Genomic DNA, 13,790 nt, shown 5'->3' with positions numbered 1-13,790 from the left:
GACTAGCCTGCTTACTGCCATCAATCCAACTCTCTCACTTCAATCGGGATGAGCCTTCTCTCAAGCTGCCCGCGATACTGTTCATATTGCTCCGGCAGCATCAACTTTTCACCCATTGTTTCCTGTGATTCATCATGTGCGAATCCCGGTGGGTCAGTCGCAATTTCGAACAGAATTTCTCCATGCTCCCTAAAATAGATCGCATTGAAGTAGTTTCTGTCCCTAACAGGGGTTACACCATAGCCATTAGCTGACACGTACTGCTGCCAATCCAGCTGGTCCTCATCATCGACAGCCCTCCACGCAATGTGGTGAACCGTTCCTACACCCATTTCCCCGCGGCCAATAGGTGTCAATTTCAGGTCGATCACATTTCCGATGTCTGCAGAAGAACGGAAGCGGATGAAGTCTCCCTCTTTACCGACAAGCTCAAGCCCCATCACTTTTTCCAAAAGATCTGCTGTTTTTTCCGGCTGGGTCGATAACAGTGTCGCTCCGCCAAATCCTTTGACCGCAACATCAGGCGTTACCTCTCCGAAGCTCCATTCATTGATTTCCCCTTCTTCTCTTTCCACAATCTCCAGGTGAAGACCATGAGGGTCATCAAACTCTAAATATTGTTCACCGAAGCGCTCCATGATTGTATATGGAACCTTGAATTTTTCAAGACGGTTTTTCCAAAAATCCATTGAGCCCTTCGGTACCACATAGGAAGTCACTCCTACCTGTCCGTCGCCAATGACTCCCTGGCGAGCGCCTGCCCATGGAAAGAAAGTGATGATCGTTCCCGTCTTGCCGCCTTCATCCCCAAAATAAAGATGATACGTTTCCGGGTCATCGAAATTGACGGTTTTCTTTACCAATCGCAGCCCCAATACGCCACTGTAAAAATCAACGTTTTCCTGCGGATGGCCCACGATTGCGGTAATATGGTGAATGCCCATTGTTTTTTTGGTCATTAATAACACTCCCATTTATAATCTAATATAATTTAGAATAAAATAGCATCTATAGCGTATCGGCCAGGGCCAATCAGTGCTAATCCAATCGTGACAGCAACCAACGTCAAGTTATATTCATAGCCATTTGAAGTGGACCACAAGCCATTTGCGCCATGCACTTTTACAATGGCCATCAGCATGGTACCAGCAATCATTAAAGCTGCGAGTGGCGTCAAAAGCCCTGCTGCCAATAATATTCCCCCGACAAGCTCTGCTAACCCTGCGAAAAGTGCCATCGTCACTCCAGGCTTCATGCCGATCGATTCAAACCAGCCGCCCGTTCCCTTCAAACCATAGCCCCCAAACCAGCCAAACAGCTTTTGTGCACCATGGCCAATAAATAAAATGCCAATTACCAATCGTATGATTAACAAACCTAAATCCATCATTATTATACTCCTCCTAGATTATTATCTTGAATTCGAGATATATGAGTAAAAAAATTCATCTATAAGTCTTTTGCCCGATAGCCGATTCGCTTTAATAAACAGATCGTCTGATTGACTTCATCGGCATCCAAATCAGCAAAAATCCTGCTCATTTCCATTTCATGCTGAGGGAAAATATTATCCATCAGCTCTTTTCCTTCATCAGTCAAAACCGCATAAGTGACGCGGCGATCTTCGGGGCATCCCCGTCGTCTCACATATTTTTTCTCCACGAGCTTGTCAATGACATAGGTAATGCTGCCGCTCGAAATCAGCACCTTTTTTCCAATCATTTGGGTAGGCTGCTCTCCTCGGTGATAAAGCAGCTCCATCACGGAAAATTCCGTAGGATTCAATCCATGCTGCGCTGCGTCTTTCCTGATCACATCGTGAATAGCCTGCGCCGCACGAATAATAACGGTTACTGCTTTTAACTCTTCTCTTGGCTTTTCCATTTTTCCAACTCCTTTACATTATGCTGGATTTTCATGTCATCCAGCATAATGTCCAAAGGTTTTAAGCTGCAGGGTTTACTTCTAATTCAACTTTGATCTTGATATCTTTTCCCACTAAAACGCCGCCTGTTTCAAGTGCTGCATTCCATGTTAGACCAAATTCTTCACGGTTGATTTTTGTTTCTGCTTCAAAGCCGTACACTTCAACGCCCCATGGGTTTGTGCCTTTGCCGCCAAATTCCACATCGAATGTGACTGGTTTCGTTACATCTTTGATAGTCAAACCACCCGTTACCTTGTAGTCATCGCCATCTCTTGTAATGCTTGTAGATTTGAAATCAATCGTTGGATACTTCTCAACATCAAAGAAGTCAGCTGATTTCAAGTGATTTTCACGATCTTCATTACGAGTGTCAATGCTAGCTACATCAATTTTGAATGCAATTGATGCAGTGGTTAAATCTGTAAGATCTGCTGCCTCAACATCTGCAGTATAAGAATCGAAATGACCCTTCACCTTTGATACCATCATGTGTTTCACTTCAAATCCAATTGCTGAGTGTGCCTGATCAACTGTCCATTTTGCCATTTTAAAATTCCTCCTAGTATTGTTTTATCTCGAATTCGAGATATAGTTTTAAAAAAAATCTTGAATTAATTTATTTTTAATTTGAGATAAATTTATCATATATTCCTCTTGGGTGTCAATAGATAATTTTTCTTCTTACAAAAAAAAGGAACCCGATTACATTCGAGTTCCTTTTCCCTTTAAGTTTTTTAAAGGCATTCCCTAAACCAAGAACCCTTTAAAAAGCAGCGGTCCAGCCACCATCCACAGTAATCACCGCTCCATTGACAAAGCTGGAGTCGTCTGATGCAAGGAACATTGCGGCCTGCGCAATTTCTTCTGGCTTACCGGCACGCGGCGATAATGAGTGAGTCAAGCCTGCACGTGACATGCCAAACTCATTGATGCCTTTCATGCTTGATCCGATGTTAGTTTCGACCGCTCCCGGTGCGATCGCATTACAGCGAATCCCTTTTTGCGCGTACATGAAGCCGGTGTTCTTTGTCAGGCCAATCACGGCATGCTTGGACGCACCGTATGCTGCGCCGGCATGAGCGCCGCTGAAACCGCCGGTTGATGCTACATTAATGATGATTCCTTTTTCTTTTTCAAGAAAAAGCGGAATTGCTTTTCGCATGGCGCGCATTACACCTTTGGTATTCACATCAAAAATCTGGTCCCATCTCTCGTCGGTGATATCGCCAACTGGTTCAAAGCCATCCATGATCCCGGCGTTATTCACCAAAATATCCAAGGTGCCAAACTCACTAACTGCTGTATCGATCATATTATCTACATCCGCGAGTTCCGCCACATTCACTTTAAGCGCCTTTGCAGTTCCACCGGTTGCGGCAATCCCTTTCGCAACAACCTCAGCACCTTCAAAATTATAATCAGCCAGTAAAACCTTCGCCCCCTCCTGGGCATATAATTCCGCAATCGCCTTTCCCATCCCCGACGCAGCACCCGTCACAACCGCTACTTTTCCTTCTAATTTCATCACGATTCCCTCCAGTCTATTATTTTCTATCAACTCTATTTTAAGCTACTGCTTGGCACACCCACCATTTTTTTGTGAATAATTAGTTAATTTACTTTGGACAAAGCGATCGGCTTTGGCCTGAGTTTTGTCCGAACCTGACTCTACTTCAGATAAAGTATTATTTTGACAGGTTTTCATCAATACAACCCGAAGCTGTCAAGAAACCCTCGTTATTTTGACAACTTTTCATCGACCGAACCTAAACCTGTCAAGAAACCACCTTTATTTTGACAGCTTTCCATCAATCCAACCCAAACCTGTCAAGAAACCATCTTTATTTTGACAGCTTTCCATCAATCCAACCCAAACCTGTCAAGAAACCATCTTTATTTTGACAGCTTTCCACCAACCGAACCCAAACCTGTCAAGAAAACACCTTTATTTTGACAGCTTTCCATCAATACAACCCGAAGCTGTCAAGAAACCCTCGTTATTTTGACAGCTTTCCACCAACCGAACCTAAACCTGTCAAGAAACCCTCGTTATTTTGACAGCTTTCCATCAACAAGACCTAAACCTGTCAAGAATCCATCGTTATTTTGATAGCTTTCCATCAATCCAACCCAAACCTGTCAAGATTCCATCGTTATTTTGACAGCTTTCCATCAACGGAACCTAAAGCTGTCAAGAATCCATCGTTATTTTGACAGCTTTCCATGAACCGAACCCAATCCTGTCAAGATAATCAAACAGGGTGACGATTCCTATTTTTCAGGAACGTCACCCTGTATTTTTACGATAAATCTTCCCTTTTTCACGATTTACTAATTTCTCTTTTTCTTTCCGTCTCCGCTACAATCACGGCACAGGCGGCATCGCCGGTGATGTTTACGGCCGTGCGGGTCATGTCAAGCAGGCGGTCGATTCCGATAATCAGAGCGATCCCCTCCACCGGCAGGTTAACGGATTGGAGGACCATCGCCAGCATGATCAGCCCCACTCCCGGTACACCCGCGGTCCCGATGCTGGCCAGAACAGCAGTCAGGACAACCGTGATCAGTTGGGTGATGGTTAGGTCCACATTAAATACCTGTGCGATAAAAATTGTCGCTACCCCTTGCATGATGGCTGTACCGTCCATGTTGATGGTCGCACCTAGCGGTTGAACGAAACTGCTGATTGACTCAGGGACTTTTAGATTTTTCTGTGCGGTGCTCATGGAAATCGGCAGGGTAGCATTGCTGCTCGAAGTACTGAAAGCAACGCCCATTGCCGGAGCAAACCCTTTAAAGAACCAAACTGGGCTTTTCTTTGCCAACAGTGCCACCGAAGATCCGTAAACGAAAAGGGAATGAATCAAAAGAGCCAGCAGGACAACAGACATGTAAAGACCCATGGCTTTGATGGCATCGAGTCCCTGGCTGCCCACGGCGGAAACAATTAACCCGAACGTCCCATATGGTGCAAACTTCATCACCAGGTTGACTAGATACATTAACAGGTCATTCCCTTGTTCAACGAGGTTCAGTATCCCTTTCGTTTTGTCGCCAAGCATGGTAAGGGCGAAGCCGACAAAGACGGAGAAGGTGATGATTTGGAGCATGTTTCCTTCTGTAAAGGCTTGGAAAGGATTTGTAGGAATAATATTTAACAGCGTTTCAGAGACCGGCGGAGCTTCCTTTGACTCGAACTCGGCATTGGCGGTATCAAAGGTGCCGACATTACCAGGCTGGAAAACATAGCTCAGCGAGATGCCGATGATGATGGCCAAAGAAGTAGTCACAAGGAAAAAGGAAATGGTTTTAAGCCCGATCCTGCCAAGCTTCTTCGGATCGCCAAGCCCCGCGGTTCCAAGTGTAATCGAAAAGAAGACAATAGGTACAACGAGCATATTAATAAGGTTTAGAAAGATTTTTCCCAGCGGCGTGAATACAAACTGATCGAGCTGTGGAAAAATGCCCGGTGCGAACAGATTGATCAGCAGTCCAGTGATTCCGCCGGCTATCAGGGCTATGATAATTTTGGTAGACAGTTTCATAAAGATGACCTCCAACTTTTAAATATTTTTCTAAAAAAGGCAATAAAAAATACACAGAGGCAAAAACCACTGTGCATGAATGCAGTGTTTTCCTCTCAACACGCCTACGAGGTTAGCTGTCGGGTTCGGGTTTTGAGAGTACCCTACCTGTTAAGGATTCACCCCAATTACTTTTTAAAAAAGTAACAATTGGTTCCCCCGCTCAAAGGATTAAGCGATCGTGTATTATTTTTCTAATATAATATCAGGATTGTCCGGTTTTGGGAACAAAAAAATCACCTGATTTATCCCGCGGGCAATCTTTCACCGCGAAAACTTAATCTAAATAACCAACTTATCCAATCATAATTCTTTCTTCGGCATGTTTAACTGACTGTTTTTTGTTAACTTTAGCTAATGCAAAAGCAAGTGTCAATGGCCCTACTCTTCCGATAAACATCATTATGGAAATGAGCACTTTACCGATTGTACTTAATTCAGGAGTAAGTCCCAATGACATACCAACCGTTCCAAAAGCAGATATAACCTCAAATAATAATACGTTTAATGGAACATCGTTTTCAGTAATCGTTAAAATGAATAATATTAAGAGCACAATAAAAGCAGAATAAAGTGTAATAGAAAAGGCTCTAAATATTAATTCTTTTGGTATTCTTCTTCCCATTACATCCACATCATCTCTGCCTCTGACTAACGTCCAGACCGCCAGTATTATCACGATAAATGTAGTAACCTTTATCCCTCCTGCAGTTCCACCTGAACCTCCACCTATAAACATTAGCAGCATGGTTACAAATTGTGAGCTTAAGGTCAAATCAGCCGTATTCAATGAGTTAAATCCAGCTGTACGAGGTACAACACCATGGAAATACGCACCTAGAACTTTTTCCTTGAATGATAAGTCTCCTAATGTACCAGGATTGTTATATTCTAATAAAAAGATGAAGATCGAGCCAGTAACATTTAAGATTAATGTGATTAATAAGACTAACTTTGTATGTAATGACAACTTCCTGATGGACTTCTTTTTTATCAAATCCATTATAACTGTGTATCCAATCCCGCCAATTATGAATAATGAGCTCAGGGTCAATATGATTGTTACATCACCTGCATAACCTGTTACACTATTGAAATTTCCCATGATATCAAAACCGGCATTGTTGAAGGATGATATAGAATGAAAGATCCCATAATAGATGGATTTCGGAAAACCAAAGTCAGAGGCCCAGCGAATAGATAATACTAAGGCTCCGATACTTTCGATTAACAAGGTAAACCCTAAAACAAACTTCACGAGTTTAACCATACCCTCTAAGGATATTTGATTTAACGACTCTTGTATCATCAGACGTCCCTTTAATCCGATATTTTTTCCAAGGAACATTGCAATGAGTATTCCAAAGACCATAAATCCGAGACCTCCGATTTGAATGAGCGCCATTAGGACAATTTGTCCGAAAAGTGTAAAGGTTGTCTGAGTATCAACGACCACCAATCCCGTCACACAAACTGCAGAGGTTGCTTCAAACAAAGCATCAATAAACGATAAATGATGGCGATCCTTTGTAGCTCCAGGCAACATCAATAAAATGGTCCCAATAAAAATAAGGCATAAGAAACCAAGTGCCAGCGTCTGGGCAGGATTTACTTTAATTAGCCGGTTTAACCTTTGAATCCTTATAAAGGATTTGAATTGTTTATCCATTGTAAATATCTCCTAATGTAGTTATAGAAATGCACCTGGAACACTTCATTGGTTTCAATAGAATATTCATAAACCTTATCGATTTTTTCAGTTAGCATTTAAAAGTCTTTTACCAAGTCCAGGTAATAAGACTGCTCCCTGCTTTAGTTCTTTTTCAATTTATTTAAAAGCAAAAAAGAGACCATTCCAAAAACGAATAGCCTGTACTATTTCAATACATCCACTCTCAATAACGCTTACGAGGTTAGCTGACGGATTAGGAGTTGAGAGTCTCCTTCTACATGAATAGATTCACCCCAAAAATTGGTTCCCCCGCTCAAAAATGATTAAGCATATTATTTTCATCTTGTATTAAAATTACTCTTGACTCCTTTTCTTGTCAATACAACCGGATTACGCTCACCTAAGCAGATGGATGAGAGAGGAGTTTTACACGAAAAAGAGGTGGGGATCGAACGATTGCAGGTCCTGGTTGACGGATTAGCCCTTCATAACATGCTTTCTCCAGGAAAATACACAGAAGAAAAACTGACACGCATTTTGAAGACACATCCCAACGAAATCTTAACAGCTCCGTTCTTGAACGAATTGGACTAATGCACTAAAAGAGACAGAGAAAATGCCCTCTGTCTCTTTTAATTTTATATTCAGAGACCTTGAATCAGCCCTATGTTCCATTAGATAAACGCGCTTAGTAACAACCCTACTCTTCCCCTTTAATCAACTTTTCCCGATCCACAAACATCGGAGGCTGTTCCAGCCAGCCTCTCTCAATGATCATCTGGGCTCCGTCTTCGGAATAGGCTAAAGCTCTTAGAATAAAACCGCTATACATCGCTCCAACATCCCTTCTCATGCTCAGGGATAAGGCGAATCCGTAAGCAGCAACGCCCAATTGAGAAAGGATTGCCACCACAAATAGCATCAGCTGGTCAGAGTATGGCGCATCGGTTGAATCACTGACGATTGCATCCCAAGTCATCGAGTTGGGGACATTGCTTTCCATCAAAACATGATGGCTCTCCCTCAAGATTTTGTCGCAAAGCTGGACGCCTGAATAAAAATAAGATTTCAAATCTGGATCCTGGGTTACCTGAGCAAAACCTAATAGTGTGGATTTTCCAAGCTCATTATGAAGGGAGGTCAAATAGAGATGATTCACCTCGTTCCCTAAAAGCGGCCGTTTTTTTCCGAACCAGCCTGTCAGGAAATATTGTTTATCCACAAAGTCTATCTTCTTGGGATAGTTCATGTATGGAGGTCGGATGTAAACCCCTTTCTTCTTCATCAGTGTGGTAATCTCGCGGTTAAGTTCCGTTGCCTGTTTGTGGAATTTTTCAAAAAGAGCACGGATATCATCCCTGGATGAAGTGGCAATGGCACTGGAATGGCTCGTCAAACCAAACTTGCTCATATGCTGCATGTACTCCATGTAAAAAACATCTGAAAAGAGCCGTGGAGCAGAGAGATTTACATGTTTTTCAACCGGAAACCCCTCTGGCCTAGGGATGCCCTCCTGTTTATAAATTTCACTAATGTCCTTCAAATGAGAGTCCGCTATTTCGATCGTGAACTCAAGAAGCGGTTTTACTTCCGGATCATCAACCATTTGAAGGAAGTGAGTCAAAATGCATTTGACGACACTGTCGTTTATATATGTATCCCATAAATTCGAGATCTCCGCACAGGTTAAATGAACCTTTGGATTTGGTTCTTCCATACATACCCCTCCAGAAAAACAACAAGATGTTATCGATAGCTTTTCCTGTTCTATCCAAATAATGTATTAGAATTCTTAAGGTCCCTTTGTAAAAAGATTAAAACGTGTAAACAAGTTTCACAAATGCCTATTTCCTATAAACTAAACTGTAGATTTTATTGCAATCGGGGAGTGAAAAAAATGAATGAGGAACTTCAAAGCTTGTTTAATGATTTGATTCAACTGGAGCATGTTTCTTCAACCTTATACCTCGCGATGTCCGCTGCCATGGCCAGGCAGAATTATACTGGGATCGCCCATTGGTTGAGGCTCCAATCTGAAGAAGAGAGAACCCATATGCTGACCTTAGTTGATTTTGTGGTGGACCGGGATGGTACTGTCCAAATCAACAGCATCCCTGCCCAACCTACTGACTTCGGCACTCCGCTTGAGACCTTTCAAAAGGTATTGAGCCATGAACAATTTGTTACCAATACTTACCGCCAGGCCTATAACTATGTGAATCCAATTGACCCTCAGGCTGCTTTGATCGTCCAGGATCTTTTACGCGAACAAATAGATGAAGAAGCACAGGCCAAAACAATCATTGACCGCTTAAAACTTGCTGGAAATAACCCTTCCGCGATTTTACTGATTGATCAAGAATTGGGGGCAAGAGCCGCTGCCCCGGCAGCAGGCTGACTGCTGACCTAAACAGGTACTTCCAAGGGGACGGACATGGGGTTCGTCCTTTTGGCTAAAAACAAAAAAGAGACAAGCTTGATCGCTCATCTCAAAATATCTTCTCCCCCGGATGTGATTTCTCCGCTCTTAATCAAACGTTTGATTAAATGCCTGTCAGCCTTAGAGGGACGTGGTTTTTTCATATGGTGGACGGTAAATCTAGCCGATCAGTCCGCACCAGCCCCGCCTCCATCGCTGCCGCCTCCGCTATCTCCCCCGCCTGAATACCCGCCGCTGTCCCCAGACACAGATGATGAAGAACTGCTTCCTGGAGGGATGCTCCATTTCCATGTATTTGTAAGGAATTCCACCGGTTCCTGTCCTGATGCAACCAGATAGGTTAAAGGTGCTGCCGCTCGATCATCATGGATGTATTCTTCTTTTGATATTCTGGATTTTCGTGATGGCTTCAATAAAAGAGTTCGAATTGTCCATTGATCCGATTGGCCGGCCATTTTATCATGGAATCGTCCGCTCTTGATCTGTTTGATAAAAGATTGTATTTCTGACTGTACGACGCTTGCTTCTTCTGATAAGGTCATTCTTGGCGTCACCAAGTATAGCAATCCTGAAAGGACAACCGTCACGATCAGTACCGTGAGTATATCCGTATCATAAAGCATTAACCCTGCAATGAAAGATACCAGGTAAAATAGCAGGATGAATAATCTCCGCGCAGGCTTGAGCCATCCTCTGGTCAACAGGAAGCCTGCAAAGACTGAATAGATCACGATCGCTGTTGTTGAAAGCGAGTCCAGGTAATAGGCATAGATTACCGCTAAAAAGTTGATCAGCATAAGGCCTCTTCCGGCCAGACCAATCATTTTATCACTCATCATGCCTGCTTCCTTCATCTCATTCACCACACAGGCAAACCATTGCTTCTCATACTCCTTAAACAGTTTATATTTTGAATGGAAATTGTGCAGATGCTGTGGATTATTCCTCAGCTGGCTTGACGCCCCTGCTACATCACTCATGAAGAAAACCGGACTTCCGTTTTTCGATTTTCTTCTGAACAGCCAGGATACCAACTTTTGCTCACAGGTCGATAAGCTGGTTTCAGAGGCTGTTAATGTAAAATAGAGCGATTGGTCAGCGGAGGATTCATCTTTCAGGAATCTCCCGGCATTCTGTTCCGTTCTGACCGTTGCCTTCCCTTTTTCAACAAGTGAATAGACGCCTGCAAGAAAAGCGTATGGATTCTGCTTCCCTCGCCGGTGAATCATGTACAGGGTAAGCGGATCGGTCCGCAAAAGTTCATCAGGACGATCAGCGGTCCTCAGCTTCCTCAGGAAACGCGTGAAAAATACAGCCATCACCACGAATGCCAGAAGAGCGGCAAATCCAGTCAACACATTCCTCAGCATGTTTAGCTGCTTTTTCAAGGCAGCATTCTTGTCAGCCAATTTTTCTTCCTCTGCAATGGCTTCCTTTAACGACATCGGTGGCCTGGTCTTGGTTTGTTCCGACATCAAAGAAGATGGAAACAGCAGGCGAGTTTCCGTCAGCGAGTACATTTGTGACACAGGTGTAGTAAAGCGGACAACCCACGGTCCTTTTTCCTCTACCTTGCCCTGCCGATCATGGAAAAAAGCCACATAGCTATTTGGCCGGATTTCCTCAGGAAAAACAAAGTCAATCGTCACTTTTGGCAAATCTTCATCATGGTTGGTATCTGTCCCAAAGAAAGGAACGGTTAGATCACTGTAGGATTCATACGACTTCACCGCGCCTTTTAATTCATAGATATAGAAAACGGATTTCTTTTCATCCTTCGCCGGCAGCACCGCATGATAAGTATTTTCTTCTTGTTCAACCTCAAGCGGACGCAGGTCATCCATCTTCACATAGCCTAGCTCCACCTTAGGATTGACCAATTCATACGCTTCGAAAAGCTCAACACCCTTATGATTCTCCTTATGTACAGTCCGGTTGACGCGATCATACTCACCATCAAACTCATATGTAAAAATCTCATTCACAAGCAAATCACCATCAGGCTGAATCCAAGCCCTTATCTTAACCTCCTCCATGGAATAAGACCGCGCAAACGCAGGCGGCGCAAGCGATAAAAGAAATACAAAAAGAATCATGACCTTTTTTAACACTTTGACAACTCCTTAGAAAATGTGATCATTTCTGTAATAGAATGATAGGAATATAGAATTACAGGTTTTAAAAGTAATCAACCATATAAATAAACATAGGAAAATTATAAATAACCAATCAATGTTTTTCAAAATTTTTCCACCCCATGAAACAGAGATGGTTCTTTTGTCCTATCATGAAATGAGGTTATGTCTCAAACATAATAAAGAAGCTAATCCAGATTAATTCAAGCGCAAAATAAAAAGCATCCCGAAGGATACTCAAACATAGATTTTAAGCGGTTCAACGCTGATTTTTAAAACAACGGTCGATGGGTCATGGACCATATTTATTTTCTCCACCATATATTCTTTCTTGTTGATCGTTACCGTATTGCTCGCCCGAAGTGCTGCAATATAGTGCTCCCAGTGCTTTACATTGGCACTTAAAAGACATTTCTCTTTCAGATAATAATCCACCCTGTTAGGTACGCGGTTCAACTCTACACCCCCTTTTGATAGAGTCTATGAACAACCGTTGTTAATCATGACAAGCTGTTTGCCTATGTTTTCGTTATTTAGAATGGTTAGATTGCGATATAATCGGATTAAGACACTGTTAAGAAAGGAAGTTGGATGATGGCAATCCGTTACAAGTTAATTCCTGATGAGCAAATGGTTACCGTGAAAAATCTTTGCAATGAGTTGATGGCCTACCAAAAATCACTCGCCACTATACGTCCGGAGCTTTTTGATGGCATGAGCTTTGAAACCAGAATGGTTCCTTCGTTTAAAAACGCGAAGGCCAACCAGATCATTGCTGCGATGGATGGTGATGAGATGGTCGGATACGTGTATAGCAATGTTTCCCCGAAAGAAGTTTATTCGAATGATTTCGCTACTTTTTTCGATATGGACTCAGTAAAAGGAACTGAGGTCGGCTGCCTTTCACAATTTTATATTAAAGAAGGATATCGCAGCATGGGGATCGGGTCTGTCCTGTTTGAAAAATCAAAGAGCTGGCTGGATTCATTTAACGGCATTGACGACCAGTTCATCTATGTATCAAACGGGAATGATGCGGCTCTAAACTTTTACCAAAGTAAAGGCTTTAAAACAAGCCATCAGATTCTCGATGGATTCATTACCGTTCTTCGGAATACAGAACAAAAAGCGCAAGCGCCTCGTTCAGCCCCGACAAGCGCTGGAGGGCTGACCAGTGAAGTCGTTCTTTGACTTCATTGGGCGGACCGAAACCGAAATGTGTAGCCGACTGCCCAGAAACGCAGAAACTGGAGACTCCGACAAAGAAGCGCTTTTTGCTTCTGCAGGCGGAGTTGAAGTTTCGGAGTTTCTAGGAGGCGAAACTAGACAAGCGACTCGAGGGGCTAGGCGCTGGAGCTGGATTAAGACATCCACACTAGTCATCCTCACCTAATAGGTTTTTATAATTCCCTATACAAATAATGAAAAGATCCCTGATAAGGAGCTTTATTCGTGATTAGAGAATATGGATACAGTTCGACGGTTATGCTGTCTTCAGGCTATGATATCTCTAATCCACTTACTTTTTTTGAAAAATTCTGGAGGTTCAAAATGGAGATTAGAGTCGACGATTTAACAAGTCCTGAAGTGATCGCTTTAATTGGGGAGCATTTGCAAGGAATGACACTTCACTCCCCTCCCGAGAGCATCCACGCCCTCGGACTCGAGGCATTGAAAAAACCGGAGATCACGTTCTGGACGGTCTGGGATGGGAACCAGTTGATGGGCTGTGGTGCATTGAAGGAGCTGGATCCCCAGCATGGTGAATTGAAATCGATGAGAACGGCAGCTGCCCATCTTCGTAAAGGTGTCGCGCAGGCCATGCTTGAGCACATAATCTCTGAAGCCAAACGCCGTGGCTATAAAAAACTGAGCCTGGAAACAGGTTCAATGGAAGCGTTCGTACCCGCTAGAAAGCTTTATGAGAAATACGGCTTCGATTATTGCCCGCCTTTTGCAGATTATACCGAGGACCCGAATAGCTTATTTATGACGAGAGAATTGTAATGTAAGGCGGAGGAAAATAACAAAG

The 13,790-nt window shown here is 43.0% G+C and carries 13 protein-coding genes and 2 riboswitches; of the genes, 3 read left to right on the top strand and 10 right to left on the bottom strand.

All coding sequences use genetic code 11. The annotated features are described in order from the left end of the window. Window positions 1-20 precede the first annotated feature (20 nt). The 8 genes from J7E38_RS15795 to J7E38_RS15760 form a co-directional block, all read right to left on the bottom strand. Window positions 21-959: a ring-cleaving dioxygenase gene (locus J7E38_RS15795; RefSeq protein WP_214706784.1), complete on the bottom strand. Its 939-nt coding sequence runs from the start codon at window positions 957-959 to the stop codon at window positions 21-23. 32 nt (window positions 960-991) lie between these two features. Then, window positions 992-1,390, bottom strand: coding sequence for a DoxX family protein (locus J7E38_RS15790; protein ID WP_214706785.1), 399 nt, complete (start codon window positions 1,388-1,390; stop codon window positions 992-994). A 59-nt stretch (window positions 1,391-1,449) separates the two neighbouring features. Then, window positions 1,450-1,884 carry a MarR family winged helix-turn-helix transcriptional regulator gene (locus tag J7E38_RS15785; protein ID WP_214706786.1) on the bottom strand — a complete coding sequence of 145 codons (435 nt, stop codon included), beginning with the start codon at window positions 1,882-1,884 and terminating at the stop codon, window positions 1,450-1,452. A gap of 61 nt (window positions 1,885-1,945) precedes the next feature. Then, window positions 1,946-2,473, bottom strand: coding sequence for a YceI family protein (locus J7E38_RS15780; protein ID WP_214706787.1), 528 nt, complete (start codon window positions 2,471-2,473; stop codon window positions 1,946-1,948). A gap of 217 nt (window positions 2,474-2,690) precedes the next feature. Continuing rightward, window positions 2,691-3,452 carry an SDR family oxidoreductase gene (locus J7E38_RS15775; RefSeq protein ID WP_215038684.1) on the bottom strand — a complete coding sequence of 254 codons (762 nt, stop codon included), beginning with the start codon at window positions 3,450-3,452 and terminating at the stop codon, window positions 2,691-2,693. 796 nt (window positions 3,453-4,248) lie between these two features. Next, entirely contained in the window at window positions 4,249-5,472 is a 1,224-nt protein-coding gene (locus tag J7E38_RS15770) for a dicarboxylate/amino acid:cation symporter (RefSeq protein WP_214706789.1), read from the bottom strand. A gap of 87 nt (window positions 5,473-5,559) precedes the next feature. Continuing rightward, a riboswitch (cyclic di-AMP (ydaO/yuaA leader) is annotated at window positions 5,560-5,699 on the bottom strand. A 107-nt stretch (window positions 5,700-5,806) separates the two neighbouring features. After that, window positions 5,807-7,180: a TrkH family potassium uptake protein gene (locus J7E38_RS15765; RefSeq protein ID WP_214706790.1), complete on the bottom strand. Its 1,374-nt coding sequence runs from the start codon at window positions 7,178-7,180 to the stop codon at window positions 5,807-5,809. Between the two features lie 218 nt (window positions 7,181-7,398). Next, a riboswitch (cyclic di-AMP (ydaO/yuaA leader) is annotated at window positions 7,399-7,523 on the bottom strand. A gap of 360 nt (window positions 7,524-7,883) precedes the next feature. Further along, window positions 7,884-8,900, bottom strand: coding sequence for a DUF3231 family protein (locus J7E38_RS15760; RefSeq protein ID WP_214706791.1), 1,017 nt, complete (start codon window positions 8,898-8,900; stop codon window positions 7,884-7,886). Between the two features lie 180 nt (window positions 8,901-9,080). Between J7E38_RS15760 and J7E38_RS15755 the strand changes: the two genes are divergently transcribed. Further along, the gene (locus J7E38_RS15755; protein WP_214706793.1) at window positions 9,081-9,581 is read left to right on the top strand and encodes a ferritin; all 501 of its coding nucleotides are present in this window, start codon (window positions 9,081-9,083) and stop codon (window positions 9,579-9,581) included. 209 nt (window positions 9,582-9,790) lie between these two features. On the opposite strand, the gene J7E38_RS15750 is transcribed toward J7E38_RS15755, so the two are convergent. Together J7E38_RS15750 and J7E38_RS15745 are read right to left on the bottom strand one after the other, a co-directional pair. Further along, window positions 9,791-11,734, bottom strand: a complete 1,944-nt coding sequence (locus J7E38_RS15750; RefSeq protein WP_214706795.1) for a DUF2207 domain-containing protein — start codon at window positions 11,732-11,734, stop codon at window positions 9,791-9,793. A 261-nt stretch (window positions 11,735-11,995) separates the two neighbouring features. Further along, on the bottom strand, window positions 11,996-12,214 hold the full coding sequence (locus tag J7E38_RS15745) for a hypothetical protein (RefSeq protein WP_214706797.1): 219 nt from the start codon (window positions 12,212-12,214) through the stop codon (window positions 11,996-11,998). A gap of 138 nt (window positions 12,215-12,352) precedes the next feature. Between J7E38_RS15745 and J7E38_RS15740 the strand changes: the two genes are divergently transcribed. Together J7E38_RS15740 and J7E38_RS15735 are read left to right on the top strand one after the other, a co-directional pair. Further along, window positions 12,353-12,949, top strand: coding sequence for a GNAT family N-acetyltransferase (locus J7E38_RS15740; protein WP_215038682.1), 597 nt, complete (start codon window positions 12,353-12,355; stop codon window positions 12,947-12,949). Between the two features lie 360 nt (window positions 12,950-13,309). Next, entirely contained in the window at window positions 13,310-13,765 is a 456-nt protein-coding gene (locus J7E38_RS15735; protein WP_214706801.1) for a GNAT family N-acetyltransferase, read from the top strand. The last annotated feature ends 25 nt before the right edge of the window (window positions 13,766-13,790 follow it).

The sequence above is a fragment of the Bacillus sp. ISL-35 genome (genome assembly GCF_018613355.1).
Lineage (GTDB): Bacteria > Bacillota > Bacilli > Bacillales > Cytobacillaceae > Mesobacillus.
Note: the sequence above shows the minus strand (reverse complement) of the source record. Positions and strands in the feature narration are given on the sequence as shown.